Annotated in this window: 28 protein-coding genes and 1 tRNA gene; 12 read left to right on the top strand and 17 right to left on the bottom strand. The window is 67.9% G+C overall.

The annotated features are described in order from the left end of the window. The first annotated feature begins 128 nt into the window (after positions 1–128). A complete protein-coding gene (locus tag GOAMR_RS16585) occupies positions 129–449 on the top strand; it encodes a putative quinol monooxygenase (protein ID WP_005190430.1) in 321 nt (106 codons plus the stop codon). A 3-nt stretch (positions 450–452) separates the two neighbouring features. Here the strand turns inward: GOAMR_RS16585 and GOAMR_RS16590 are convergent, their stop codons facing one another. Beyond that, positions 453–1073, bottom strand: coding sequence for a LysE family translocator (locus tag GOAMR_RS16590; RefSeq protein WP_005190434.1), 621 nt, complete (start codon positions 1071–1073; stop codon positions 453–455). 93 nt (positions 1074–1166) lie between these two features. Here GOAMR_RS16590 and GOAMR_RS16595 point away from each other — a divergent pair, with 93 nt between their 5' ends. Next, the gene (locus GOAMR_RS16595) at positions 1167–2018 is read left to right on the top strand and encodes a MerR family transcriptional regulator (protein ID WP_005190437.1); all 852 of its coding nucleotides are present in this window, start codon (positions 1167–1169) and stop codon (positions 2016–2018) included. On the opposite strand, the gene GOAMR_RS16600 is transcribed toward GOAMR_RS16595, so the two are convergent. From GOAMR_RS16600 to GOAMR_RS16610, 3 genes are all read right to left on the bottom strand, one after another. Next, a complete protein-coding gene (locus tag GOAMR_RS16600; protein ID WP_005190440.1) occupies positions 1990–2469 on the bottom strand; it encodes a hypothetical protein in 480 nt (159 codons plus the stop codon). The two genes, GOAMR_RS16595 and GOAMR_RS16600, sit on opposite strands and share 29 nt — an antisense overlap. Positions 2470–2543: 74 nt before the next feature. Further along, entirely contained in the window at positions 2544–4679 is a 2136-nt protein-coding gene (locus GOAMR_RS16605) for a DUF2339 domain-containing protein (RefSeq protein ID WP_170319176.1), read from the bottom strand. 87 nt (positions 4680–4766) lie between these two features. Beyond that, on the bottom strand, positions 4767–5378 hold the full coding sequence (locus GOAMR_RS16610; protein WP_005190445.1) for an alpha/beta fold hydrolase: 612 nt from the start codon (positions 5376–5378) through the stop codon (positions 4767–4769). A 114-nt stretch (positions 5379–5492) separates the two neighbouring features. Here GOAMR_RS16610 and pgm point away from each other — a divergent pair, with 114 nt between their 5' ends. The 3 genes from pgm (at position 5493) to GOAMR_RS16625 (ending at position 8167) form a co-directional block, all read left to right on the top strand. Then, positions 5493–7136, top strand: coding sequence for a phosphoglucomutase (alpha-D-glucose-1,6-bisphosphate-dependent) (gene pgm, locus GOAMR_RS16615; protein WP_005190455.1), 1644 nt, complete (start codon positions 5493–5495; stop codon positions 7134–7136). Positions 7137–7245: 109 nt separating this feature from the next. Continuing rightward, positions 7246–7977 (top strand): DsbA family protein, encoded by a 732-nt coding sequence (locus GOAMR_RS16620; protein WP_005190458.1) that lies wholly within the window; start codon positions 7246–7248, stop codon positions 7975–7977. 117 nt (positions 7978–8094) lie between these two features. Further along, positions 8095–8167 (top strand) — tRNA-Ala (locus GOAMR_RS16625). A 74-nt stretch (positions 8168–8241) separates the two neighbouring features. Here GOAMR_RS16625 and GOAMR_RS16630 read toward each other — a convergent pair. Further along, complete coding sequence (locus tag GOAMR_RS16630; protein WP_005190460.1) at positions 8242–8619, bottom strand: VOC family protein; 378 nt, start codon at positions 8617–8619, stop codon at positions 8242–8244. An 85-nt stretch (positions 8620–8704) separates the two neighbouring features. Further along, positions 8705–9958, bottom strand: a complete 1254-nt coding sequence (locus GOAMR_RS16635; RefSeq protein ID WP_005190462.1) for a pyridoxal phosphate-dependent aminotransferase — start codon at positions 9956–9958, stop codon at positions 8705–8707. An 86-nt stretch (positions 9959–10044) separates the two neighbouring features. On the opposite strand from GOAMR_RS16635, the gene GOAMR_RS16640 reads away from it, so the two are divergent. The 3 genes from GOAMR_RS16640 to GOAMR_RS16650 all read left to right on the top strand — a co-directional run bounded on the left by GOAMR_RS16640 (position 10045) and on the right by GOAMR_RS16650 (position 12600). After that, a complete protein-coding gene (locus GOAMR_RS16640) occupies positions 10045–11466 on the top strand; it encodes an aminotransferase-like domain-containing protein (protein ID WP_005190464.1) in 1422 nt (473 codons plus the stop codon). Positions 11467–11535: 69 nt separating this feature from the next. Next, entirely contained in the window at positions 11536–11844 is a 309-nt protein-coding gene (locus GOAMR_RS16645; protein ID WP_005190466.1) for a hypothetical protein, read from the top strand. Between the two features lie 54 nt (positions 11845–11898). Then, positions 11899–12600 carry a M24 family metallopeptidase gene (locus GOAMR_RS16650; RefSeq protein WP_170319177.1) on the top strand — a complete coding sequence of 234 codons (702 nt, stop codon included), beginning with the start codon at positions 11899–11901 and terminating at the stop codon, positions 12598–12600. 45 nt (positions 12601–12645) lie between these two features. Here GOAMR_RS16650 and GOAMR_RS16655 read toward each other — a convergent pair whose 3' ends face one another. Together GOAMR_RS16655 and GOAMR_RS16660 are read right to left on the bottom strand one after the other, a co-directional pair. Continuing rightward, positions 12646–13215, bottom strand: a complete 570-nt coding sequence (locus GOAMR_RS16655) for a dihydrofolate reductase family protein (protein ID WP_005190471.1) — start codon at positions 13213–13215, stop codon at positions 12646–12648. Positions 13216–13355: 140 nt separating this feature from the next. After that, a complete protein-coding gene (locus tag GOAMR_RS16660) occupies positions 13356–14258 on the bottom strand; it encodes an EamA family transporter (RefSeq protein ID WP_244427437.1) in 903 nt (300 codons plus the stop codon). Positions 14259–14326: 68 nt separating this feature from the next. On the opposite strand from GOAMR_RS16660, the gene GOAMR_RS16665 reads away from it, so the two are divergent. Further along, positions 14327–15187: a LysR family transcriptional regulator gene (locus GOAMR_RS16665; protein ID WP_005190476.1), complete on the top strand. Its 861-nt coding sequence runs from the start codon at positions 14327–14329 to the stop codon at positions 15185–15187. A 9-nt stretch (positions 15188–15196) separates the two neighbouring features. Here GOAMR_RS16665 and GOAMR_RS16670 read toward each other — a convergent pair whose 3' ends face one another. Then, the gene (locus GOAMR_RS16670; protein WP_005190477.1) at positions 15197–15559 is read right to left on the bottom strand and encodes a DUF2200 domain-containing protein; all 363 of its coding nucleotides are present in this window, start codon (positions 15557–15559) and stop codon (positions 15197–15199) included. Positions 15560–15604: 45 nt separating this feature from the next. Here GOAMR_RS16670 and GOAMR_RS16675 point away from each other — a divergent pair, with 45 nt between their 5' ends. After that, the gene (locus GOAMR_RS16675) at positions 15605–16516 is read left to right on the top strand and encodes a 3-hydroxyacyl-CoA dehydrogenase (RefSeq protein ID WP_005190480.1); all 912 of its coding nucleotides are present in this window, start codon (positions 15605–15607) and stop codon (positions 16514–16516) included. A 58-nt stretch (positions 16517–16574) separates the two neighbouring features. Here GOAMR_RS16675 and GOAMR_RS16680 read toward each other — a convergent pair whose 3' ends face one another. The 4 genes from GOAMR_RS16680 to GOAMR_RS16695 are packed head-to-tail and all read right to left on the bottom strand — an operon-like array spanning position 16575 to position 20422. Then, positions 16575–17204 (bottom strand): NUDIX hydrolase, encoded by a 630-nt coding sequence (locus GOAMR_RS16680; RefSeq protein ID WP_005190483.1) that lies wholly within the window; start codon positions 17202–17204, stop codon positions 16575–16577. Continuing rightward, complete coding sequence (locus GOAMR_RS16685; protein ID WP_005190485.1) at positions 17183–18553, bottom strand: adenylosuccinate synthetase; 1371 nt, start codon at positions 18551–18553, stop codon at positions 17183–17185. Before GOAMR_RS16685 ends, GOAMR_RS16680 begins: the two co-directional genes overlap by 22 nt. Further along, positions 18550–19506 (bottom strand): hypothetical protein, encoded by a 957-nt coding sequence (locus tag GOAMR_RS16690; RefSeq protein WP_005190486.1) that lies wholly within the window; start codon positions 19504–19506, stop codon positions 18550–18552. Before GOAMR_RS16690 ends, GOAMR_RS16685 begins: the two co-directional genes overlap by 4 nt. Positions 19507–19519: 13 nt before the next feature. Beyond that, a complete protein-coding gene (locus tag GOAMR_RS16695) occupies positions 19520–20422 on the bottom strand; it encodes a hypothetical protein (RefSeq protein ID WP_040515612.1) in 903 nt (300 codons plus the stop codon). A gap of 116 nt (positions 20423–20538) precedes the next feature. Between GOAMR_RS16695 and GOAMR_RS16700 the strand changes: the two genes are divergently transcribed. Then, positions 20539–20877 (top strand): GNAT family N-acetyltransferase, encoded by a 339-nt coding sequence (locus GOAMR_RS16700; RefSeq protein WP_005190491.1) that lies wholly within the window; start codon positions 20539–20541, stop codon positions 20875–20877. Between the two features lie 9 nt (positions 20878–20886). On the opposite strand, the gene GOAMR_RS16705 is transcribed toward GOAMR_RS16700, so the two are convergent. Together GOAMR_RS16705 and GOAMR_RS16710 are read right to left on the bottom strand one after the other, a co-directional pair. Beyond that, the gene (locus GOAMR_RS16705; RefSeq protein ID WP_005190493.1) at positions 20887–22380 is read right to left on the bottom strand and encodes a carboxylesterase/lipase family protein; all 1494 of its coding nucleotides are present in this window, start codon (positions 22378–22380) and stop codon (positions 20887–20889) included. Between the two features lie 79 nt (positions 22381–22459). Next, positions 22460–23938 (bottom strand): MFS transporter, encoded by a 1479-nt coding sequence (locus GOAMR_RS16710; RefSeq protein ID WP_005190494.1) that lies wholly within the window; start codon positions 23936–23938, stop codon positions 22460–22462. A gap of 101 nt (positions 23939–24039) precedes the next feature. On the opposite strand from GOAMR_RS16710, the gene GOAMR_RS16715 reads away from it, so the two are divergent. Then, positions 24040–24489, top strand: a complete 450-nt coding sequence (locus tag GOAMR_RS16715; protein WP_005190497.1) for a MarR family winged helix-turn-helix transcriptional regulator — start codon at positions 24040–24042, stop codon at positions 24487–24489. A 43-nt stretch (positions 24490–24532) separates the two neighbouring features. Here the strand turns inward: GOAMR_RS16715 and GOAMR_RS16720 are convergent, their stop codons facing one another. Together GOAMR_RS16720 and GOAMR_RS16725 are read right to left on the bottom strand one after the other, a co-directional pair. Further along, entirely contained in the window at positions 24533–25282 is a 750-nt protein-coding gene (locus GOAMR_RS16720) for an SDR family NAD(P)-dependent oxidoreductase (protein WP_005190498.1), read from the bottom strand. A 113-nt stretch (positions 25283–25395) separates the two neighbouring features. Then, complete coding sequence (locus GOAMR_RS16725; RefSeq protein ID WP_005190501.1) at positions 25396–26469, bottom strand: LLM class flavin-dependent oxidoreductase; 1074 nt, start codon at positions 26467–26469, stop codon at positions 25396–25398. Positions 26470–26509: the final 40 nt, after the last annotated feature.

The raw sequence follows: 26509 nt of genomic DNA on the forward strand, positions 1-26509 counted from the left end.
GAGGGTTCACCGCTCTATTGCCGCAATGACGCGAAGAACGCACGCGCACCGGATCCCCGGGTGAGGTCCGACCATCTCAATGTGAGATTCCGTGCAGTTCACGGTGACCGGCGGCGGAGACTGAACCCATGATCTTCATCGTCGCCAAGTTTCTGATCAAACCCGAACATGCCGACAAATGGCCCGACCTGTCGCGGGAGTTCACCGAGGCCACCCGCGCCGAACCGGGCAATCTGTGGTTCGACTGGGCACGCAGCGTCGACAATCCGGACGAGTACGTGCTCACCGAGGCGTTCAAGGACGACGCGGCCGTGGCGCACGTGACCGGCGATCACTTCCGCAAGGCGCAGCAGGACCTTCCGCAGTACCTGCAGGAGACGCCGCGGATCCGCAACACCCAGCTCGATCGTGACGAATGGGACCAGCTGGGCGAGTTCACCGTCGAGTAGCGGTCAGGCCGATTCGAGCGCGAGAGCCCCGGCGAAGCCGAGCATCACGGCGCCGACCGTTCCGTCGATGCCACGCCGGAACGCCGACCGGGAGATGAGCTCCCGGAACATTGCCGCCCCGAACACCACGACGAGAAGGAACAGCGAACCGACGACGGCCAGCGTGAGCGCGTACAGCGCGAGTTCGGCGACGGTGGCGTTCTCGGAGACAAACTGCGGCAGGATCGCCAGATTGAAGGCGAGCACCTTCGGGTTGGTGATGTTGCACAGGAATCCTTGCCGCGCGGCCTTGAACGGGCTCACGGGTGAACGGCGCAGGTTCTGCCACCCGGCGTCGGAGTAGCGCAGGGCGGCGACGATCGCAGTGATGCCCAGGTAGATCAGGTACGCGACGCCGATCCACTTGATGGTGAGGAACACCGGTTGGCTGTGCGCGATGATCGCGCCGAGCCCGGTGACCACGGCCCCGGCCTGCACCACGTTCGCGGTGAGGATCCCGGCGGTGGTCCACAGGCCCCGGCTCCGGCCGCCTGCGACGCTGGCCCGGAGGGTGAAGAAGGTGTCCGGTCCCGGCGCCACGGCCAGCAGGATCGCGACACCCAGAAACGACAGGTACGTGCTCACCGGACAACGGTAGCCGCAGGTCAGCGGCGGTTCAATTCGGTCACGCGTCGACCCCTTGACCCTGACACCGTGTCAGCCCGCACACTGGTCGCCATGACCGACACCCTGAACCTGATGTCGATCGGCGAGTTCTCCTCCATCACCCGGATCAGCGTGCGCATGCTGCGGTATTACGACACCCACGGCGTGCTCAGCCCCGTCGATGTCGACGGCGCGACCGGGTATCGCAGGTACTCGTCCGATCAGATCACCGTCGCCGGCCACATCCGGCGCCTGCGCGACGTCGGGTTCGGCGTGTCCGCCATCGGTGCGTTGCTCGCCGTCCGGGACACCCCGGACTACGCCCGCGCTCTCCGCGCCCAGCGGACGGTGCTGGTGGACGAGGCGGAAGCCGCGGCTGCGCGGCTCGGCGCACTCGAGCGCATGCTCACCGAATCCGAGAAGGAGTACCCGATGTCCCAAACCCCCGTCGCCCTGACCACACTCGAACCGACAACCATCGCCTACCTGCGTGACACCATCCCGAACTATCAGTCCGAGGGGATGCTGTGGGAGCGTTTCATGCCCGCGCTCGCCGCGCAGGGCGTCCAACCGCTGCCCGGCGGCGGCTGTATCGAGCACGACGCCGAGTTCCGGGAATCCGACGTCACCGAGTCTGTATTCGTTCCGGTCGCCGCGGGAACGACGGTGTCGGCGCCGCTGGCGACCACCGATCTGCCCGAGCGCCGGGCGGTGATCGCCACCGCCACGGGTCCGTACCACGAGTCGATTCCGCGTGCACACGAAGCGATCTCGCGGTTCATGGCCGATCACGGTCTGAGTGCTGTCCGCTCGGCAGACATCGCGACCCATCACTTCAACGTGTACGTGACCGATCCGTCGCAGGTGCCGGCCGACGAACTCGTCGTCGAGGTGGTCATGCCCGTCGGCCAGAACGAGACCTGATCACATTGCGGTCGCCGGCGATCCGCGCGACGACGGCGACCGTCAGCATCCCGACGCCGATACCGGCGAGGTACCGGGTCCAGTCGGTGCCGCCGAAGCCCGGCAGCGCCAGCGCCCACTCCATCCAGCCGATACCGGCCACCGAGGTCACCGCGCCGACGACGGCGGCACGATGACGGCCGGTGAGCACCGCGATCGTCGTCAGTGCCACGCTCGTCGCGAGCAGATAGTGCCCCCAGTCCAGGAAGGCCCGCTGTAGTGCGGACCCGGCATCCGGAGCCCGGAGGGACGTGACCTGCTGCGCCGAATCGAGAAAGCCGCGTCCCCGGCTGTCGGGTTCGGGCCACCAGTCGGCCGCGTACAGGCAGATCAGCGTGGCGATGGCACCGCACACCGCCAGCAGACCGGATGCGCCGATCTTGTGGTCGGCGGTCGATCCGAAACTGACCACGGCTGGTACACGCGCCGGGCCTCGGCTTGTGGGCGCTTCTGTCCACGAGCCGAACCCGGCGCTTCTGCGTCGAGTCACTGTGCGGGCTGGTGCCGGTCGTCGGTCAGGGACTTGGCGTACACGCTGCCCAGCGTCAGGATCATCAGGCCGGTGACGATGAACACGATCACCCGGAACACACCGTCGAGCGCGGCCAGGTCGAACAGGAACAGTTTGGCCACGGCCGCGGCCACCAGCACCAGGCCCACGGTGAGGGGCAGTGCCCGCGACGGTCCGTGACCGCGGCGCGCGTACCAGAGCAACGTGGCGGCGGTGCCCATCCACACGATGGTGGCCGCCACATGTCCGCCGCGGAATCCGGCGTCGGGGTCGATGAGAACCCCGAGGCTCACACACAGGTCGGTGACCGCGGCGACCGACACGACACCGCAGAAGAACCACATGGTGCGCGCCGAATCCTGGTCGGTGAGCTGCTGATAGCCATAACCGATCGCGATCGCGGCCGCACACAGGGCGATGGCGAACACCGGCTCCCACGCCTGACGATCGCCGGTGAGCGGCTCGTTGACGATGAGCGCGCCCAGACGGTCACCGCGCAGGAATCCCAGCGCTCCGATCGCGGCGAACGCGGTGCCGAGGAACAACACGGCCTTCCCGGTGCTGTCGAGGTTCGGTGCGGCGACGGCACACACGATGGCGATGGCCAGCACGGTGACCGACTGGGCGTGGCCTCCGGTGATCGCCCCGACCGCGGCGTAGGCGGCGACGGCGGCCGTGGTGAGCCAGATCTGCCGGACACCGAGCGTGACCCCGGGCAGGGTGTCACCGGCGTACACCAGGATGACCAGGACGGCGGCGCAGGTGAGGGTGCCGACAGCCGCCGGGACCGACTGCGCCGCGAGCGAGGCCATGGCGAACGGGACGAGCGACAGCATCCCGGCCAGGGCGTACTCGGCGCCCCGGTCGGTGCGGCGCAATGCGAGGAGGGTGCCGCCGACGGCGACGGCGAAGCCGAGGAGCCCGACCGCGAGATAGAGCCATGCGGTCGCGTTGTCGGAGCGCAGGTCGTCCTTGGCGGACACGAGGGCGATGGTGAGGGCGAACGATGCCGCGATCATCCGGGCGCAGAACAGGCCGAGCCAGTCGCGGTCGATCTGCACCAGCAGGCCGACCGCCGACAAAGCCAGCATGAAACATGCGGTGACCAGGGTGAATCCGCCGGTGATGACGGGTGCCAGCACTATCAGCGGCACCACCACCAGCAACCCGAGGGTTTCACTCGACCAGCGGTACGCCAGCGCCACCCCGGCTCCGCCGATCAGCCCGCACAGCACCAGGCCGGCGGCGTCGGGCAGCCAGTGATAGATGACCGCCGCGGCGAGGACATCGAGGTAGGCGGCACCGATACCGGTGGCGCACAGGGCAACGGCTCCGGCCCGCGACTCGGGTGTGCGGGACAACCACAGGCCGGTGCCGACGAGAGTCGCGGCGAGCACACCACCGCCGGCGACCCGTAGGCCCGGACTCAGCAAGCCGGCCTGTGCTGCCAGGACGAGCAGCAGGACGACACCGATCAGGGTGACACCGACGCCGAGCCCGGCGAGGATCCTGCCGACCAGGCCCTTCTCGAACGCTGTGGACAAACGCTCGGACAACGGGACTTTCGGGGCCGGCGGATGCTGGGGCGCCAGGTAGCGGGGCATCGGGCCCGGGGTCATCGGGACGTGGCCCGCTGCGGGGTGGCCGGCCGGGCCGATCGGCTGTTGGCCGGCGAACGGTGCCGCGTTGCCCGGTGCCCATGGGCCCGCCGGGAAACCGGTGGTGGCGTTCGGCCGGAACGCTCCGGTCGGTGAGCCGTGGAAGGCTGTACCGGGAATCGGCACACCGCCGGATCCCGGCTGGAAGCCGGCCGGACTCGGGGCCTGGAAGCCTGCTGGATCCGGGGCCTGGAAGGCGGCTGGACCCGGGGCCTGGAAGGCGGCTGGACCCGGGGCCTGGAAGCCTGGTGCGAACGGCGACTGCGCGGGCGCGATGAGCGGCGGCGTCGCGAGGTTCGTCGCGGTGGGCGAGGCGTCGGTGCGGAGCAGGGCGGTGAGCGCATCGACGTCCGTGCCGATGCGGGTCAGGCGTGCGGACAGGTCACTGACATCGTCGGACAGCCTGGTCAGGCCGGTCAGGACGGCAGATCTGGAGTCACTTGGCGTGGTCATGACGTCGAGTATTGCGGCGCCGCGGACCCGGAACATCCGCACAATTACCTATCGGGCACCGAGTCTTGTTCCCCGCGCGGGCCGGGGTCAGCGCAGCCGGGCGTCGTCGAGCGACCGGCCGATGAAACGCAGCGCCTCGCCCTGCCAGGTGAGCATGTGGTCGAGCATCGCGTGCCCGCCGCCAGGGACAGGGAGGTAGGTGGCGTCGACGCCGCGGGCGACGAGTTCACCGATGCCCTTCTCGGTGCGCCGCGCATACGTGCGGGTGTCGGCGGTGCCGTGCATCGCGACCACGCGGACGTCGTCGTGGATGTTGCGCCAGTCGGCGTACTGCCACCACGGTGCCAGCGCCAGCAGCGAACCGACGCCGCGGTGGGCGGCGAGTTGTGCCGCCACCCGGCCGCCCATCGAATGTCCGATCAACGCCACCGGGATCCCGGGGTGGCGGGCGGTGATGTCGTCGAGGGCCTTTTTCGCGTAGAGCATCGGGCTGTTCTGCTCGCCGTTCCAGCCGTACACCCGGTAGCGGACGTCGCGGACCGCGACCGCGGAGCCGTAGCGGGCGCGGATCGAGGCGCTGAACGGGTACATGCGCAGCGCCGACCCCTGCAGCGGGCTGAAAGGCTTGTAGCTGGAGTCGGTGCCGCCGGGCAGCACGAGAACGGCGAGGACCGGTGACGACGGGGCGCGCAGAAGCATGCCGCCGTTCTACACGATCACCGGCCCGCAGTATCCGTGTGGCCGGGCTGTGTGGTGCCGGTGAACGTGGTGTGATCGGGCGCGCGCCGGGGTGTCCGGTGGCAGAATCGGCCTATGGCTCACCCGCGCGCAGGAACCCCGGCCTTACCCGAAGATCTGATCGACGTCGACGCCGTCGAGCGGGCGTACTACCAGAACAAACCTGATGCGTCGGATCCGTTGCAGCAGGTGGTGTTCGGCACCTCCGGGCACCGCGGGTCGAGCCTGGGCAACGCGTTCAACGAGGACCACATCCTGGCGACGACGCAGGCGATCGTTGAATACCGTGTGGGGGCGGGGATCACCGGGCCGCTGTTCATCGGCTTCGACACGCACCTGCTGTCGATTCCGGCGTGGCGCAGCGCGCTCGAGGTACTCGTCGCCAACGGCGTCACCGTATTCACGGCCGCGGGCGACGCGTTCACGCCCACCCCGGCGGTCAGTCACGCGATCCTCACCTTCAACCGCGACCATCCGGGCGTACTGTCCGACGGCATCGTCGTCACGCCGTCGCACAATCCGCCCCGGGACGGCGGCTTCAAGTACAACCCGCCCAGTGGTGGCCCGGCCGACACCAACATCACCTCGGTGGTCGCGGCCCGCGCCAATCAGCTTCTCGCCGAAGGTCTTTCCGGAGTCAAACGGGTGCCCTTCGAGACGGCCCGGGGCAGTGATCTGGTCACCGACTATTCGTTCATCGACGGCTACTTCGCCGACCTGGCCGGCGTCGTCGACCTCGACGCCATCCGGTCGGCGGGGGTGCGCATCGGCGCCGACCCGATGGGCGGTGCGTCCGTGGGGTACTGGGCAGAGCTGGGGGAGAGGTTCGATCTGCCGAATTTTACCGTCGTCAACTCCACCGTCGATCCGACCTTCGGGTTCATGACCCTCGACACCGACGGCAAGATCCGGATGGACTGCTCCTCGCCCAACGCGATGGCGTCGCTGATCTCCGCGCGCGACAAGTACGACATCGCCACCGGTAACGACGCCGACTCCGACCGGCACGGCATCGTCACCCCCGACGCCGGGCTGATGAACCCGAATCACTACCTGGCCGTCGCCATCGAGTATTTGTTCACCCACCGGCCGGGCTGGGATCCGGCCGCGGCCGTGGGCAAGACGCTCGTGTCGTCCTCGCTCATCGACAGGGTTGTCGCCGGGATCGGGCGTAACCTCCTGGAAGTGCCGGTCGGTTTCAAATGGTTTGTCGACGGCCTGCTCGACGGCTCGATCGCGTTCGGTGGCGAGGAGAGCGCGGGAGCGTCGTTCCTGACGTTCGACGGCAGCCCGTGGTCCACCGACAAGGACGGCATCATCCTGGCCCTGCTGGCCGCCGAGATCCAGGCCGTGACCGGGCAGTCGCCGTCCCAGCACTACCGCAGGCTCGCCGACACCTACGGCGAATCGGTGTACGCCCGCGTCGACGCACCCGCGAGCCGGGAACAGAAGGCGACACTGGCCAAACTGTCGGCAGACCAGATCACCGCCACCGAGCTGGCCGGCGAACCCATCACCGCGATCCTCACCGAGGCGCCCGGCAACGGTGCGGCCATCGGCGGACTCAAGGTGACCACGGAGAACGCCTGGTTCGCGGCGCGCCCGTCGGGCACCGAGGACGTATACAAGATCTACGGCGAATCATTCAAGGGCGCCGACCACCTCGCCCAGGTGCAGGCGCAGGCACAGGAGGTCGTCGACGCCGCGCTCGGTGGCTGAGCAGGGCGTGTTCAGGAACCTCTCATGACGCGGTCGCTAGAGTTGTGCAGGAAATACACAGCTCAGTCGTGTCGTGACGGCTGGGCGCGAACAGCAGAAGGACAGGTCCGTGAGCAAAGACCGCAAGCAACAGGTGCCCAAGGTAGGTAAATCCGGGTACAAGCCGCAATCGAACTCGAGCACGATGACCTACATCCTGTTCGGTGTGGCCATTGTGGTGATCGCGGCGGTCGTCATCGGCGGCATCGTCTGGAGCAAAGACGACGGCGGCGAGAAGGTCGACGAATCGCAGCTCAAGACCACGGCGCTGGTCATCGGTGACGAGAAGGCACCCGTCACCATCGACCTGTTCGAGGACTTCCTGTGCCCGGCCTGCGGCCAGTTCGAAGCGACCCAGGGCAAGCAGATCCTCGACGCCGTCAACGCCAAGAAACTGCGCGTGCGCTACCACATGCTCAACTTCCTGAACAAGAGTTCGGCATCCGGTGACTACTCGACGCGCGCCGCTGCCGGGTTCCAGTGCATCGCCGACGGTGGCGAGAAGCAGGACGTGCTCGAGAAGTTCCACACCCTCCTGTTCTCCAACCAGCCGCAGGAAATGGGTTCGAGCGACCACGACAACAAGGCCCTGGCCAAGTTCGCGGCCGATGCCGGCGCGAGCAGCAACACGCAGGCCTGCGTCTCGTCGGGTGCGCGCGTCAAGCAGGCGGAGGCGAACGCCAAGGACGCGCAGAACACCCTGGCCAAGGCCAGCGGCGGCCAGGTCAGCACCCCGTCCGTGCTGCACGACGGCAAGCTGGTCACCCTCAACGAGACCTGGCTCACCGACCTGCTGAAGTGACCCCGTCACCCCGGTCACCGCGTTTGCGCAGGTGACCGGGGCGATTTGGTCCGCGCGTCGATGGTGGTGTAACTTTTCAAAGGCGTTCAGGGAAACCTGAGAGCAACAACCGAATACGGGGCTATGGCGCAGCTGGTAGCGCACCACACTGGCAGTGTGGGGGTCAGGGGTTCGAGTCCCCTTAGCTCCACAAAACGAACCGCGAGGTCAGGACATGTTTTCCTGCCTCGCGGTTTGTCGTTTCGCCAGTGAGCGGCGGTCGAATCAGTTCAATGCCGGCGGATCGTAATTCGGTTCGAAGAGGGTGATCGGTCCCGCGCCGGGAACCTTGAGGCTAACGGTGAGGCCCCACGCCTGCTGGACGGGTTCGCCGTCGAACTCGGCACCCTTGGCGGACAGTTCTTCCATAGTGGCGGTGAGGTTGTCGCACATGAGTGAGACGTCGAAGCGCTGGTCGGTGCCGCCGGCCTGGCCGTTGTACTCCCAGGCGTTGGGGTGAACGCCGAGTTCGCTGGGGCCGGTGGTGAAGATCAGCCAGCCGCCGCCGGTGTCGACGGCCGGGAACCCGAGGACGTCGCGGAAGAACGCGCGGGCGGCCGGTGGGTCGTCGCAATAGATCAGGGTGTGCACTGCGGTGATCATCGGCTCAGTGTAGGTGCGTAAACCCCACCGATACGGCCGACCAGCGCAATAATCTCCTCGTCGGGGCGTATCGGTGGGGTTTTGGTCAGGCACTCCGCGATACGCGCCGCCTGCGGCCGAGGTACCTGCCGATCGAGGTGACCGCCTGGTCGAGGATCGCGTCGTCGGGGAGGCAGACGATGCGGAAGTGGTCGGGGTCGGGCCAGTTGAAGCCGGTGCCGTGGGTGACCAGGATGTGTTCGGTGCGCAGCAGGTCCAGGACGAACTCCTCGTCGCTGTCGATACCGAACAACTCGGTGTCGACGCGGGGAAAGCAGTACAGGGCGCCGCGCGGGGCGACGCAACTCACTCCGGGGATGCTGTTGAGGGCGTCGGCGGTGAGGGCGAGCCGCCGTTCGAGCACACCGCCGGGGTCGATGATGTCGGCGGGCAGGGGAGAGTCCGGGGTGCCCGCACCGAGGGCCAGCGAAATCGCGTGCTGGCCAGTCGCATTCGGGCACACCCGCATGTTGGACAGCAACGTGATCCCTTCGAGCAGGTCGCCGGCCAGATGCAGGGGGCCGGTGGCGACGGCCCAGCCGGCCCGGTAACCGCACACCCGGTACGCCTTCGACAGGCCACCGAACGTCAGGCACAGCACGTCGTCGCCGGCGGCGCGGGCCGCGTGGTGGTGCCGGGCGTCGCCGAACACCAGTTCCTCGTAGATCTCGTCGCTGAGCAGGACCAGCTTGTGGCGGCGCGCGATGTCGGCGATGCCGCGGACGGTGTCCTCGCTGTAGACGGCGCCGGTCGGGTTGTTCGGGTTGATCAGCACCAGCGCGGTGGTCCTCGGGGTCACCTTGGATTCGATGTCCTCCAGCGACGGGTTCCAGCAGTTCGACTCGTCGGCCAGGTAGTGCACCGGGACGCCACCGGTGAGGTTCACGGCGCCGGTCCATGTCGGGTAGTCGGGTGCGGGTACGAGGATCTCGTCACCCGGGTTGACCAGCGCCTGAAGGGTGAGCGTGATCAGCTCACTGACCCCGTTGCCGAGGAACACATTGTCGGGTCGGACGCCATCGATGCCCTGCCTCTGATAGTGGTTCGCGACGGCCTCACGGGCGACGGGGATCCCGCGCGAATCCGAATATGCCTGGGCGGCATCGAGACCCGCGGCGACGGCGTCGACGATCTCGGGCCGGGCCGTCAGCCCGAATGGGCGCATGTTCCCGAGGTTGAGGCGCAGCACGTCGTGCCCTTCGCTCTCCAGGCGCATCGCCTCGGTGAGTATTGGGCCGCGAACGTCATAGCGCACGTTCTTGAGGCGGTGGGACTGCCGGAACATCGTCATGGATGCCATTCCAGCGCCTAAGTGGCCGTGATTGAAGGTCCACTTCCGCGATATTCATAGGACCACTTTGCCGCCAAGGTGCGTACAGTTGATGCATGGCACGCACCGCTCGCCCTGGGTCGCTGGTCCTCAGTGGCGTCGCGGGGGCCGCAGATCTGGTGGGTGCGATCATCGACCGCATCGCCGACGGAGTTCTCGCGGACGGCGACAGGTTGCCTTCGAGCCGCGTACTCGCTGAGCAAACCGGGCTGTCGCGTGGGACGGTCGTGCGTGCGTTCGACGAGTTGTCGGCCGCGGGTTTCGTCGTCTCCGAACATGGTTCGGGGACCCGGGTGAGTGTGGGTGCGGCGCAGGCGGCGCGGGCCGGAGCACGGACGCGCGGAAAGCGGGACGCCCTGCCGGGCAGGGCGTTCGAACCGCGTCGCGGACGGTCGCGGCGAGATCTGCGCCCCGGTATCCCCGACGCCGATCTGGTCGACGGCCGGGCGTGGCGCAGCGCAGTCCGCGCGGCGGTGTCCGACGGCATGGCCGGACTGAACCCGTGGGAGGAGCCGAGCCCGCGGCTGCGCAGCGAACTGTCCGGGCATCTGCGCCGGCACCGGGGTATCGCCGACGCCGATCCGTTGCTGTTCGACAGTTCGCGTTCGGCGATCGCCGCGCTGTGCGCCGCGTTCGCGGCCGAACGGCCAGGTGACGTGGTCCCCTTCCACATCGAGGATCCCGGTTATCGTGGTGCCCTCCTCATGGCCCGCGAACAGGGCCTCGACGTGCGGTTCCATCGGGTTGAACCCGACGGTCTGGACGCCGCTGCCCTCGGCACCGAACCCGGGATCGTGTTCACCACCCCGGCGCATCAGTACCCGCTCGGATACCGGGTGAACGTGGACCGCCGGGTGGCCCTCGTCGAATGGGCCAGGTGGACAGGTTCTCTGGTGATCGAGGACGACTACGACGGCGAGTTCCGTTATGGCGTAGCGCCGTTGCCCGCGCTCGTCACCCTGCCCGGCGCCGCCGGCCACGTCGCGTACGTGGGCACGTCGTCGAAGTCGCTGTCGCCGGATCTGCGTGTCGCCTGGTGTGTTCCGCCGGCCGCATTGCGCAGGCCCGTCAAGCGGTGGCTGGCCGTGCATCGTCGGGGCCCGTCGTCGCTGCCCGCCGACGCACTCGGTGAGTTCATCGGTTCCGGGGCGATGGACCGGCACCTGGCGCGGGCCGCCCGCGTCTACAGCGACCGGCGTTCCCGGCTGGTCACGGCGCTGGGCCGCGAATGTCCGGAACTCGCCGTGACCGGGGTGGAGGCGGGGCTGCACCTGTGCGTCCTGCTGCCGGGTTCCGATGACGAGGAGGTGGTCGCGGCGCTCGATCGATCTGGTTGGCGGACGAGGTCGTTGAGCAGCCAGTCCACGGTGCATGCGGTGCCGGGGCTGGTGCTCAACTACGCCCGGCTCGGTGCCCGCGATGCGGGGGAGTTCGCGGTGGCCTTGCGCGAGGTTCTCGCACTCGTCACACCGGATTGATTGATTCCTCGCCCGCATTCAAATGACAGGTGCCTGGTTTCGTCCAGGATCGTGACTACACTCGCGAGTATGGACGATTACATAGAAGAAAGGGTTGGAGCGTCCTACCGGCGTGGGCTGCAGTACGTCGGTGGATATCTGTACTTCGACGACAGCGGAATAACATTCGACTCGGCGATATCGAACACGATCGACATCGGAGTCATCAGAATCGAATACCGCGACATCGTCGGACTGGATACCTACCGGATGCTGGGTCTCAGGAACACCGGACTCATCGTCCACACGGCTGACGGCGGGCTGCACAGAATAGTGGTCAATAAGCGGTCGAGAATTATCGAGTTCGTGAACAGCAAAATATCGCCTCACCCAGGATGAGTAGGCCCTCCGGCGCCCGCAGAGTACGCGGTGGTGCCGTGGCACAATCGGCAGGTGACCAGTAGTGACGAAGCCACGCGTGTCGCGGCCCTGATCGACGCCGAAACCCGGGCCGAGGCACTGTTCGACGAGGTGGTGGCGCGTGGGCTGATCGCACCCGGCATCACCGAACGGGAATTGAGCGACGCCATCAAAGTGCTGGCGGCAGAATCATTCGGGATCACGCGCTACTGGCACAAACGGGTCGTGCGGGCCGGAGCCAACACCCTGCATCCGTACCGCGACAACCCACCGAACCGCATCATCGGCGCCGACGACATCGTCTTTCTCGACTTCGGTCCGCTCCTGACCGACTGGGAGGCCGACTTCGGCCGCACCTACGTCCTCGGCGACGACCCGGCCAAACTCGCCGTCCGGGACGCACTCGCGCCGGTGTGGCGGGCCGCTCGTGCGGCCTTCGACGCAGACCCCGACGTCACCGGCGAGCAGTTGTACGACGCGGTGGTGACGATAGCCGAGAACGCCGGCTTCGTCTTCGGCGGCGACATCGCCGGACACCTCGTCGGTGACTTCCCGCACGCGACCATCCCCGGCGACAAGATCGCCTCGTATGTCGCACCCGGGTCAACGACCCGGCTACGAGACCCGCTTCCCGGCGGCACCCCGTCGCATTGGATCCTCGAAATCCACCTGCTCGACCCCGATCGCCGTTTCGGTGGCTTCTTCGAACAACTCCTCGACATCCGGAGGGACTGACTCACACGCCACCGGCAGGGGGCAGTGGCATTGCCGTGGTCGAATTCACGATGGAGTGGACACGGGTACGTAGCGCAGGGCGACAGTGCCGGAACGGAAGTCCCGGCGATCGACGAGTTCGAGCCGGATCCGTTCACGCAGGCCGGAGAGGAGCGTCGGGCCGTAGCCTGCGATCACCGGGTGTACGACGAACTCGTACTCGTCGATCAGCCCCAGGTCGGCCAGTGCGCGGGGAAGCCGTACGCCGCCCACCGACAGGCCGTTGCCCGGCTGTTCCTTGAGCTCGCGGACCGCATCACCCAGGTCTCCTTGCAGCAGTTCGGCGTTCCAGTCGACCTCGGTCAAGGTGCTTGATACGACATACTTCTTGGTGCGGTCGATGGCCTCGGCGAACGGGACCTCCCACTCGTCCATCCAGTCCGGCCAGATCCCCGATTCCGGTTTGCGCCAGGCGGATTCCATCATCTGGTAGGTGACCCGGCCGTACAGCTCGGCGTCGGCGCCGGCCATCTTGTCGAACCAGTACTGCATCGACTCGTCGTCGGGCGGCAGGCCCGCGTCGTGATGACAGCAGCCGTCGAGGGTGAGGTTGATCGAGTAGCGGAGTGGTCTCATGGCGTTCGCTCCTGACACATATGTGAGCCAACCTACCCGCGCAGTTGCCGGAAATCCGACTTTTCGCGCTCACCGAACCGGCAGACGCTCAGGTTATCGGGCGAGCGTCTGCCGAACCGGTGAGCGGTGCAGGCACGTGGCTATTCGGTTCGGACGGTCATTCCGCGGGCGCTCACGATCACATTGCTGACGACGATGAGTCCCATGCCCACCCATTCGTTGACGGCCAGACTCTGCGACAGCGCGAGCCATCCGGCGAGTGCGGCCAGCACCGGGTTGATGCTGGTGAACGTGCTGAACACCGGTGCGGGGATGTAGCGTAGGGCGGCGAGGTCGACGGCATACGGCACCACCGACGACAACAGTCCGCAGGCTACCGCCAGCAAGAGTGCGGCGGTCGTCGGAGGGTGGGTGCTGAACCAGAGTGCCGCGACGGGAAGCCACACCGCGGCATTGACGGCACTGGCCGTCGCGGTTCCCTGTATCCCTGGAAGTCGTTGCCCTACAGCTCGGTTCAGGAGAATGTAGCAACCCCACGAGGTACCGGCGACCAGTCCGAACGCGATACCCAGAAAGTCGGTGGCCGGGCCGGGATCGGTCAGCACGAGAACCCCGACTCCGGCGAGGACGGCGCACAGCCTGTCGATGATGCGGCGTGAGCCGAGGATGGCGACGGTGAGCGGTCCCAGGAACTCCAGGGTGACCGCCAGACCCAGACCGATCCGCTCGACGGCGAGATACAGGGTGAGGTTCATGCTGCTGAACACCACCGCCAGCCCCAGCGTCGGCAGCCACTGGGCACGGGTCAGGCCACGGAACCGGGGACGGACCAGCGGCACCAGCACCGCGGCGGTGATGAGCTGGCGCACCGCCACCACCCCGACCGGCCCGATCGCTGGGAACGCCTTCGCGCCGAGCGCCGCGCCGACCTGATTGGAGGCCGCGCTGCCCAGCATCATGGCAATTCCCGACGCACGCCGGGGGGCCGGAATCTCGGCGGTTGCCGCCATGTGCTGCGGGGCGCTGGACTGCTGCGTGGTCACCGGTCAACCGTAGGCGCGCATCCGCGATTCACCTAGTGCATGTTTCGACTGTGCCATACGATTTGGTTATGACTGTCTCGTTGCGGGAGCTACGGGTGTACGTGACCGTCGCCGACTCCGGATCGTTCACCGATGCGGCTGCGGTGCTACATGTTTCGCAGGCGTCGGTCTCCAGGACGGTGGCATCGCTGGAAACCGCGGTGGGGGACCGGCTGCTGCGGCGGGTGCCGCGCGGTTGTGAACTGACCAGCGCGGGACTCGCAGTCCTCCCGCACGCCAGACGACTGCTCGCCGAGGCTGACCGATTCGACCAGTTCCTGCGCACTCGGCACGGCACGCTGCGCCTCGGCTACGCGTGGGCGGCTCTCGGCAAACACACCGCCCCGCTGCGCCGACGGTGGGCCGCAGAGCACGAGGCGATCGAACTGGAACTGGTCCGCCACAACTCCCCGACGGCCGGCCTCGCCGAGGGACTGTGCGATGTGGCGATCGTCCGCAAACCCGTCGACGATCGCCGCTTCGAGTCCGTCATCGTCGGCCTCGAACGCCGGTTCGTGGCCTTCGCCGCCGACGATCCGCAGTGGGCGCGCCGCCGGATGCTGACGATGGCCGAGATCGCCGAACGCACCGTCGTCATCGACACCCGCCTCGGTACCACCTCGGCCGACCTGTGGCAGGGATTCGAACGGCAACCACGGTTCATCGAATCCACCGACGTCGACGGCTGGCTCGACACCATCGCCGTCGGCCACGCCGTCGGGACGACGGCGTCGGCGACCGTCGACCATCATCAGCGGCCCGGCGTCGTCTACCGGCCGGTCAAGGACGGGCCACGGATCCCGGTCCTCCTGGCCTGGTGGCGCGACACCCGTCCGGCCGGCCTGACCGACCTCATCGATGCCGTCACCACCCTGTACGCCGGGTCCTGAGGGCGCCGGTCAGGACCGCAGGATCTTTTCGATCGCCTTGCCCTTGGCCAACTCGTCGACGAGTTTGTCGAGGTACCGGACCTGTTGCATCACCGGGTCGTCGATGTCCTCCACCCGAACGCCGCAGATCACGCCCTTGATCAAGGGGGCGTTCTCGTTCAGGTGTGCGTCGGCGAAGAACTCCTCGAACGTGGTCTCCTGCTCGACATGACGGGCGATGTGGGCGTCGTCGAAACCGGTGAGCCACGTGATGACCTGGTGGAGTTCGGCTTTCGTTCGTCCCTTCTTCTCCGCCTTGGCGACGTAGAGGGGGTACACCGACGCGAACGACATCGTATGGATGCGGCGCAGCGTCTTCTCGTCGGTCTTCATGACTGAAAGCCTACGTCCGGACCGCAACCGACGTAGCGTGGCCACATGAGCGAATCGACCAACCTACAGAAGGTGACCGTGCTGGGAACCGGTGTCCTCGGATCCCAGATCGTCATGCAGGCCGCGTACGCGGGTAAGGATGTCGTCGCCTACGACATCAAACAGGAATTCCTCGACAAGCTGACCGAACGCTGGGAATGGATGCGCGGCTACTACGTCGCCGAGGTGCCCGAGTACACGCCGGAGAAGTTCGACGCCGCCATCGCCCGCATCACCACCTCCACTGTTCTCGCCGAGGCCGTCGGCGCGGCCGACGTGGTGATCGAGGCGGTGCCCGAGGACCTGGAGCTGAAGAAGTCGGTGTGGGCGCAGGTGGGTGCGGCCGCCCCCGATCACACGATCCTGCTCACCAACTCGTCGTCGTTGCTGCCGTCGGACTTCGCCGACGCCACCGGTCACCCCGACCGATTCCTCGCCCTGCACTTTGCCAACATGGTGTGGCGGTGCAACACCGGTGAGGTGATGGCCACCCCGAAAACCGATCCGGCGGTGTTCGAGCGGACCGTCGGGTTCGCCGAGGAGATCAACCTGGTGCCGATCCGGATCCTGAAGGAAACCCCCGGCTACGTACTCAACGGCCTGCTCATCCCGTGGCTGGAGGCGGCGGCACTGCTGTACGTCAACGGGGTGGCCAATCCCGCCGACATCGACCGGGACTGGACGATCTCCACCGGCGCGCCGGGCGGTCCGTTCCAGGTGTACGACGTGGTCGGTTTCAACGTGGTGGTCGCGATCAACGCCAGTAAGGCCGAGCGGACACCCGAGGGTGACAAGTTCTCGGAAATGCTTGTCGAGCGCGGGATTTCGCAGGGTAAGGCCGGTCTCGGCGACGGAGTCGGCTTCTATGAGTACGAGAACGGAGTGCCCGTCCGGCCGAACCCCGACTGGGAACTCTGACAGATCAATCCGGAATCCCGGCGGCAGTCGTGTGGCACCGGGATTCCGGATCGGTGTCTCAGGACGTCCACTTCCAGAGTTTGGGGGGTCTGCCTCCGGACGCCGGGGCGGTACCCGCTTCGGTGAGGTCCGGATTCTTGGCGAGGTCGCGGTTGAGGTTGGCCCGGTGCGGGGGCCGGCCGTCGAGTTGTTCGGTGATGGCGACGGCGTCGGTGGCCGAGAACACCGGACCGGTCAGCGCCCGCGTGAACGCGGTATCCCGCCACAGCGCGCCCGCCAGCAGCTCGCGGGCGGTGCCGACGATGCCGTTGTGGTCGAACGCGAGCTCGGGCACCTCACCGAGGGCAAACCATTCGGCGTGTTCGGCGGCCCGGGCGGTGGTGTCATCGAATACCGCCCACATGGCGATCGACAGCGACGGACCGCGCGGGTCACGGGCGGGTTCGTCGAAGGTGCGCAACTGTCCCAGCGCGGCCGGCGTACCCAGTCCCAACTTGCCCAGTGCCCGTCCGGCGGCATCACGCAACCGTTCACCGCTGGTCACCACCACACCCGGCAGCACGAGCCTGCCGGTGAACGGCTCGCTAGTGCGCCGGTGCACACCGACGACGACGCGACGGTCGTCGCGCCGGAAGCTCAGCGCGACGACGTCGACACACACGATGCTCAGCAGGTGAGGTTCGGGCACAACATCCTTCGGTCGGTTCGCTGTGGTCCTGCCGCGGCGAGTACCACCGGGCATCCGGTTGCCGAAGTTATCAGGTCGAGCACGCCGTCGGGAGTGCCGGGCAGGTCCCGGTAGTCCGGCTCGGCCGCCGACGCCCGCGCCGTCAGCGCCGCCAATTCGCCGACGCCGGTACCCGACGGCAGCGGCAGGGGATCGGGGATTCCCGACCAGCTGTCGGCCACCAGCAGCTCCCGGGTGCCGACCGCGTCGAGGTGCGAAACCCCGATGCCGTCGACCCCACCGGCCGCGGCGATCGCGTACCGCAGCGCGGGCAGATCGAGATGCCCTGTCCGCCAGGCACCCTGGTAGCGGCCCTCCCGATTGTGCACGTCGGGCAGGTCGAGAGAGCGATCCTCGGTGGGCATCGGCCCCGCACCGTGCCGGGTGGCGTAGCTGCGGGTCAGCCCAAGCACATACGGGTTGTGGCCCGCCGCACGGAGATCGGCCACCAGCTGCCGTGGGGTGATCGTCGACCAGGTGGTGTACGGGTGAAAGCCGTACCACTCGTCGAGCAGCACGCCCTGGCTGCCCTCGAAGATGACCGTCCCCGACGCCATGGCCGCATCCACATGGGCATCCATATCATCGACGACGCGCAGCAGCGAAGCGATCTCGCACAGCGCCTCGGCGATGGTCTCGACCGGTTCGAGCGCTACGTCGGGGTGGTTCACCGAATCCAGCAGTGGCCGTGCGTAACCGGCCAGCGCATCCAGCGCGCCGACGGTGGCCGCACGGCTGCGCAGCATGCCCATCGTGAGGGCGGGGGAGCCGGGGACATCGGCGTGGACCGGGAAGTTGCCCACGGCCTCGCCCCGGCGCGCCGCGGCCTCGACCGCCAGTGCGTACGCCCGGGTTTCGCCGATCCCCTCACCGCACGAGCCGTGCCGGCCGGCACCGCGGGCGATCTCGCGAGCCCGGTTCATCGCCACATGAATTGGGGTGGTGACCAACGCATTCGCGTCGACGGTGAGCAGCCCGAGCGGGTCGCCGACCCCGAGAGTCGCCAGTTCGGCGGCCTCGGCGGCCAGCGAGACCGGGTTGACCAGCATCGGTGCCCGCAGGATGGTGCGGACCCCGCGCAGCGTGCCCGACCCGAACTGCCGGAAGGTGTGGTGACGCGGGCCATGACACACATTGTGGGCGGCCTGCGCACCACCGGACCAGCGCACCACGGCTGCGGTGTCCCCGATCGTGGAGGCGAGGTAATCGACTGTGGCGCCTTTGGATTCGTCGCCATAGCCGAGCCCCACCACAATTATCGGGGCGCCCTTCGGGCGGGGGGTGGGCGATCCAACCGCCCGGATGGTCATAGGTCCTCCGGCAACCGGCCACCGCCGGTGGTCACCGCCCGGCCCGCGAACGGCTTGAGCGCCTTGCCGACGGCCCGGTGCGTCTTGGATCCGGTCGCCTTCAGATCCGCCAGGCCCTCCTTGAGGTCGATGGCGTCCTCGGTCATCCCGATCGTCAGTGCGATCAGGTCGGCCACCCCGTCGGGGTCATCGAGCTTGAGGAGACGCTCACCGACCAGCGGACGCCAGTGGTTCTCGATCTCCGGATCGTTGTAGTAGCTGGTCAGATTGGGCAGCACGTAGAAGGTGTGCCATTTCCGCGCCAGCTCCCGGTATACCTGCTCGACCCGCAGGTCCTCGGTGAGGTCGTCGCCGATGATCCGGCGCACCGACCGCGCGTACACGGCCTCCTTGTTCATCTCGTCACCGATGAAGAACACATATCCCTTGCGGCCGCGCCTGTCCCACGCATCGGTCTGGGCACGGGTGTTGAGGAAGTACGCGGCCAGCGCGTAGCCCTCGCACTTGTCACCGCCGCCGCCGCCTTCGAGATAAACCTCGCGCAGCTGGTCGTCGATCCGGTTGTCGGATTCGAACTGGCCGATCTGCAGCGGCACGTCGTCGAACTGGTCGTCGCCGATGGCCCCGATCATGATCTGCGGGTCGGTGACATACCCGCCGCGGGTGAGCAGGCCGAGCAGGTCGCCGAGCCGTTTCTGCACGGTCACCGGCACCATACCCATCGAGCCGGTGACGTCGAACAGCACGACGATCGGCGTCGACGCGGGGTGTTCGGCGCTGTCGCGGGCCTCTCGCGCCTGTGCCCCGAACACGTCGAGAGCCGGTGCGGCGGTGCGCTGATCGCGCGGCAGGTTCCGCATGCGGTCGCTGTATCCGAAGTCGGGATCGCCCGCCGCCCTGCGTGCCGCCGACGCGGCGCGGAAAGCGTTTGTGTCCCAATATCCTCCACCCATGATGGGCCTCCTATCAATTGTTGGTTCCGGTAGATACGGTGAAAGGCCGGAAACGTCTGCGGCCGTACAGGTGTTGCAGCAGCAGGTCGTATTCGGTGAGCTGCTTGCCGGGGGAAAGCTCTTGTGCCGCATGCATGAACCGTGACTGGCGTGGTTCCCTCGACCGGAGCATGGTGTCGGTGAGTCCGGCGAGGACCGGGCCGTCACCGCCTATCGCGGCCGTCCAGCCGGTCAGCACCACCCCGTGCTGTTCGGGACGAATGAGAACGGTGTCGACGGACAGTGCGCCGTGCGGCCGGCCGGCGGCGGCGAGCGTCATCAGGATGCGGCGCAGCATCCACGCCCAGTCCCTGCCGTCGAGCCCGTCGGGGTAGGCCTCGTGCACCTCGCGCAGTGACACCATGCCGTCGGGGATCTGGTACTGGACCCAGCTGCGTCCGTCGGTCACCCCGCAATCGGAGCTCCCGGGGAGGAATGCCGACATACCGTGGACCGCCGCTTCGAGCCACAGCTCGCGGAGCGCGGACGAGCATCGTCCGCCGTCCGTCCGGTCGATGTCCACCCGTTCCCCTGGCTTTCCGGTCTCGTAGCAGGCCACACGCTCGTTGGCCCACAACCGGTTTCGCAGCGGATAGGTGCCGTGGTGGCCGACCACGTGCGCCTCGGCGGCGGGGGCGGCGCCGCGTTGCCAGTCCGCGTACAGCTCGGAGAGCCGGGCCGCCGCCGCCGTTGTGGCGCTGCTGTCGACTCCGTCCGCCGCGCTGCGATCGGGATGGACCGCCATCAGCAGCGACCGGAAGGTGCGCCGTGCGGAGCGGCGGTCACTGTCGCGGCGGGGGGCGCCGTCGAACAGGTCGTGAGCGGTGCCGGCGCGGCAGATCATGCTGATCGCCTGCCCGGGGTCTGTCTTCCTCATGGCTTTTACTCTAACAGAGTAAAAGAATCTGTCAACGGGTGCCCGGGACGCGGGGACGTGGCGACTGTGGACCAAAAGCCGCATCCGTCGCGGGCCGGCGGGGCTACGGTGGATATATGAGTACCGAGATTCCGGTTCCCCCGCCGACCCTCGCCCTCGATCCGGAGCCCGCGCTGCGCGACAATCCCGGCAGCGAACGGTTCGAGCTGTGGTCGGGTGACGAGCTCATCGGTCTGGAGGGGTACCAACGCCGCGACGACGGCACCATCGTGCTGCTGCACACGATCGCCACCGACGCCTACGAGAAGAAGGGTTTCGCCCGGTTGCTGGTGCATTCAGTGCTCGACGAGGTTGCCGCGCAGGGCCTCAAGATCGTCCCGGTGTGCACCTACGTCCAGTCGTTCCTGACACGTTTCCCGCAGTATCAGAGGCTCGTCGCCGACGACGCGGAATAGGGGGCGTTGCTAGCGCCGGGGTGCCAGGGCGCGTACCTGCGCGTAGCCGTCGGGCCTGACTGCCGACGGGGTGTCGAAGATCTGGATCGGGTTGCCGGGCTCGTCGTAACGGGACCATCCCGGCTTGCCCGCGGTGATGAAATCAACAGCTACACAATGTAGTTCGTCGGCAATGGATTGCGGCGGATTGCCCCCGGTGAGTGGTTCCAGCGCCGGGCCGTCGAGGCAGTCGAAGAAGAACGGCACATCGATGCAGTGCCCGGCCAGGCCGTCCTTCCGGGATGGCCACGAGAACCGGTACGCCCACGTGGGACCGGGGCCGCGGGCATCGAGCATTCGCAGCACATTCGCCCGGAACACCGCATCGGTCAGCACCCGGCCCGCCAGGAGAATCTTGCCGCGCTCGGCCACGTCCGCGTTGTCGGACAGGTATGCGGCCCGCCTGTCACCGGTCAGTCCGGCCAGCCGCAGCAACGCATTACGCGGAATCCATCGCAGCACCTTGCCCGCCTTGACCGCGGCCATTGAGAACTCGTCGTCGACGGAGCCCACCACGAACGGTTTATCGCCACCGATACCGTGGCGCAACGACTTCAGCGGCGATCGCGGGATCAGGTCGCCGTCGACGGTCGGCCCCAGCGGCAATCCGCCGGTCCGCATCGACGTGAGTGTGCGCAGACCGATTGCCGTCTCGTTCTTCTGGAGTTCGAGGATCCGTTCCTCCGTCAGCGTTGACCATCCGGCCCGGGTCGGGGCCACCCCGGCCCGTTCGGCGAGCGCTGTACCGAACTCCCGTGCCCGGGCCGTCGGCAGCGCGTTCACCGCCCCCGACATGCAGTACGCACCGTGGAACAGGTGCTGCGCGGACTCCATGCCGAGCAGCGTGGTCACCGCGCCGCCACCGGCCGACTGGCCTGCGACAGTCACCCGACCGGGATCACCGCCGAACGCGGAGATGTTGCGCCGCACCCACTCCAGCGCCAGCAACCAGTCTCGCACACCACGGTTCGATGGCGCGTCCTCGATCCAGCCGAAACCGTCGAAACCCAGCCGATACGAGAGGGTCACGGTGACCACACCGTCGCGGTTGAAGTTGCGGCCGTCGTACCAGGGGCTGGCCGGTGACCCCGCGTAGTAGCCGCCGCCGTGAATCCACACCATCACCGGCAGCCCCGGAACCCCTTGTCGCGGTGCGGGTGTGAAGACGTTGACGTTGAGGGTGCTCTCGCCCGGCATGCTCGGTTCCGGGATGAGCGTGACGCCCGGGTCGCCGCGCTGCGGGGTGGCGCCGAACTCGGCCGCATCGAGCACGCCCTCCCACGGCGCCTTCGGAACGGGAGCCGCGAACCGGAGTTCGCCGACCGGTGGTTCGGCGAACGGGATCCCCAGGAACGCCGCCGACCACAGTGATCCGGTGCCTCCGGTCGTAGGCCGCCATCGACCGCGCACGCGGCCCGCCGCCGTGACAACCTCCGGATGCTGTTCCGGTGAGCCCGTATCCATCCCACGAACTTACCTGGGGAGCGAACGTGCCCGGGCACGAGAGGTTTCCCGGCCCCGGGCACGCTCGTACCGTCTCGTCTCAGCAGTTCAACTCGCACGCCGGCCACTCCTGTCGGGCCTTCGGGTTATCCAGTCGCACACCGGCATCGACGATCCTGTCGAACGTCTCGGCCGCGGGCGCCGTGGCGAGCTCAGGCGGGATGGTGACCGGCCGGGCCGACCAACGAGGTCCGGTGACCGCGATTCCGACGACCATCAGCGCCGCCGCGCCCGCGATTGCCTGCACGACCCCGGAATCGCTGACCCCACCGGAAGCCGAAGCGGTCCAGCCCAATACCGCGACCCCGGCGGCTCCGCCGACCTGCAGGGCGGTGTTCACCGCACCGGCCGCGGCGCCCTGTGCGGGGCGGGGGACATCACGGGTCGCCCAGACGAACGCCGACGCGAGCGATGCGCCCACCCCGAGGCCCCACAGCGCACCGGCCACACCGTATCCGGGCATCCCGGCATCGGCATGGGTGGCAACGGCCCAGCAACCGAGTCCGATCGCCTGCACGGTCAGGGCCCCGCGCAGCACCCGTTGCGGTGGCATGTGGGCGAGAAGCCGGACGGCAGTGAGGGATCCGGCGAACATCGCACCGCTGATCGGCAGCATCCACGCTGCCGCGGGCAGCGGGTCGAGGCCGTGGAGCACCTGCAGGAACAGCGTGACGATCAGGAAGCCGCCGAACAGGCCGAATCCGAGCACCGCGTTGAGCCCGATGCCGCGCACCGTCGACGCCGAGCGTGTGAGGGCCTGCGGCAGGAGCGGATCGCGCGCGGTCCGCTGCCGGTGCCAGGCCGCCGCGAGTGCCGCGACGCCGCCTGTCGCGGTGAGCGCGGTGACGGCCGCGGGCCGGATCCCGATGCCGGTGATGGTGAGCAGGATCAAGCTCACTCCGCCTGTGAACGCGGTGGCGGCGAGCATATCGGGCAGTGCGCAATCGCCGCGCCGGTCGGGTAGGTGCCGGCGGACCAGCGCCGCCAGCAGGGCGGCGGTTGGCACGCAGAACCAGAATGTCGCGCGCCAGCCGAGTTCGGTGAGCCCGGCACCGGCGAGCGCGCCCACCGATCCCGCGATCCCGCTGACGCCGCCGAGAAGTCCGGTGGCCTTGGCCCGTTCGGAGGTGTCGCGGAAGATGTCGGCGATCGCCGACATCGCGGCCGGGGCGACGAGCGCACCCGCGATGCCCTGGGCTGCTCGTGCGCCGATCAGGACCGGGCCGGTCCAGGCGAGGGCGGCGAGCGCCGAGGCGAGTGACATCCCGATCAGCCCGGCGATCAGTACGCGCCTGCGGCCGAATCTGTCGGCGAGCCGCCCTCCGACCAGGAGGAATCCACCCAGGGAGAGGAGGTAGGCGTTCATCACCCAGCCCAGGTCGGCGGGTGCCAGTCCGAGCATCCGGCCGATCGAGGGCAGTGCCACGAACACCACGGTGTCGTTCATGACCACCAGGCAGTGCACCGCCGCGACTATCGCGAACGTACGCCAGGCGGCCCGGGGAGTGGCGGTGTTCATCATCAGCTCCTTCGTCAAAGGATATTTCGATAGCGAACTAAGTCTCAGTGTACGATTACTGGCGAAATGTTCGCAAGCGAAATAAATCGGAGGGTGTCCGGATGCGCGACGACGACGTCATCTCCCTGTCGGGGCTCGTCCTGGAGGTCGCCCGTGGCCTGGAACGCAGCGTGGCGTGTGTGCACCGAGGGCACGGACTGCAGGGTAACGAGTTCAGTGCGCTGATCCGGCTCTCGCGGAACCCGGGCCGGCAGATGCGGATGTCGGCGCTGGCCAGTCAGCTCGGGGTGTCCAACAGCGGCACCACCAGCATCGTCGACAGGCTCGCCGCCCGTGGCCTGGTCACCCGCGACGTCGATCCCGCCGACCGGCGCAGCTGGGTCGTTCAGCTCACCGATGACGGCGACGACCTGCTGCGGGCCGATGTCGCGGACCTGCTACCGGTACTGCGCGAGGTGCTCGTCGCGCCTCTCGGAGATGACGCGGCCGCCTTCGTCGGTGTGCTGGAGCGCGTCCGCGCCGAGGTGGCCCCGGGGGCCACCGCCAGATAGTGCGGTCAGCCTCTTTTCGGGAGTGAGTGCATTCGGTGCCGCCCTAGCTTGTGCTGTAGCCGCCGTTGATGGGGATGGTCTGGCCGGTGGTCCAGCCACCGTCGTCGGAGACCAGCCACGCGACGGCCGACGCGACGTTGTCGTAGGTTCCCAGGCGGCGCAGCGGATATCGCTTGGCGTGGGCCAGCATTCGTTCGGTGCCCGCCAGTTCGGCCGGCACGATCGTTCCCAATGACAAGGTGTTGCAGGTGATTCCGTCGCGCCCGAGTTCCTTGGAAAGCGAACGCATCAGCGATGCGCCGGCGGCCTTCGACGCCGCGTACACCGCCATCCGCGCTTCGCCGGTACGGGCGGAGTCGGAGGTGACGGTGATGATGCGTCCCCAGCCGAGTTCGGTCATCTGCCCGATCACGGCGTGCGTGCAGTGCAGGACGCCGTAGATGTTGAGTCCGATCATCGCTTCCCAGTCGGCGGGAGAGGTGTCGGCGAACGGCGCGAGGGTGACGCCGCCCGCCGGGATGCCCGCGTTGTTGATCAGGATTGCGATGGGGCCGAGCCTGTCGCGGACGTCATCGACGATGCGGGTCACGGTCGCCGGGTCGGTGATGTCGCCGGGTACGGCGACGGCCCGGCCACCGGCGGCGACCACCGCCGCGGCCGATTTCTCGGCGCGTTCGGGGACCAGGTCGTTGACTGCGATGGCCACTCCTTCGCCGGCCAGCCGCAGTGCGACCGTGGCGCCCAGGCCCTGGCCCGCGCCCGTGATCAGCGCGACGCGTGGTGCAACGGTCATGACGGGTCTCCGGTCTCTCGGCCAATTGTGGGCTATGAGATCGAAAGTACTACCGTTGTATTTACTGTTGCTAGGTGGGTCTCATGTTCCTGTGCCGGCCGGGGCCGGCCGGTTCAGCCGCGCAGCAGCGGCAGCAGTTGCGAGCCCTGGCGTTCGATCTCGCGCAGGTACGGGGTGTCCGACAGCACGAAATGGGTGATGCCCAGATCGGCGTACCTCTGCAGCGACTTCGCGACGTCCTCGGCCGATCCGACCAGCCAGGTGGTGCCGGCACCGCCACCACCGAACTTGCCGGGGGTGGTGTACAGGTTGTCGTCGAGCACCTCGCCGCGGGAGGCGAGGTCGAACAGGCGGCGCTGGCCGACGGCCTCGCGGCGGCGCACGAAATCGGTGGTCGTGGGCTCGGATTCGGCCATCTGCGCCACGCGTGCCTGGGCCTCCTCCCATGCCTGGTCGGTGGTGTCGCGGATGAATGTGGTGATGCGCAAACCGAATTCGAGCGGCGCGTGCTGCCTGTCGACGGTCTCCGAGAGCTTCTTGAGGCGGTCGATGCGTTCGGCGACACCGTCGAGCGGCTCACCCCAGAACAATTGGACATCGGCCTCGGCGGCGGCCACCCGCTCGGCCGCCTCGGACGCGCCGCCGAAATAGATCTTCGGGTGCGGGCGACCCTCGCGGGCCTCGATACGCGGTACGGCCGTGGAGTTCTCGACGGAGAAGTGTTCGCCCCGGAATGTGACGTTCTCCTCGGTCCAGAGTCTGCGGATGATCTGGATGAACTCGCGGGTGCGGTCGTAGCGGTCGGCCTGCTCCGCCTCGGCGTCGCCGTATGCGCCCAGATTGTCCTTGCCGGAGACGATATTGATCCGCACTCGGCCACCGGACAGGTGATCGAGGGTCGCGATGGACGACGCGAAGTTGGCCGGCCGCCAATACCCGGGGCGCACCGCGATGAGCGGTTCGAACGTGGTGGTGCGTGCCGCGAGCGCCGTCGCCACGGTGAAGGTGTCCGGGCGTCCCCACGAGGTGCCGATGAGCGCGCCCTTCCAGCCGCTGCGTTCGAGTGCGAGCGCGTGCTCGGTCAGCGTCTCCAGGCTGTTGTGGCCCTCGACGGCGGTGTCGCCGCGATGGCCCGGCTCGTTCTGATTCGGGATGTACCAGAGGAATTCGGTGTTCGGGATGCTCATGACAGCTTTCTCGTCGGTCGTCGGGGAGGTGTGTGGCTGC

The organism is Gordonia amarae NBRC 15530 (assembly GCF_000241345.1).
In the GTDB taxonomy this organism is placed as follows: Bacteria; Actinomycetota; Actinomycetes; order Mycobacteriales; family Mycobacteriaceae; genus Gordonia; species Gordonia amarae.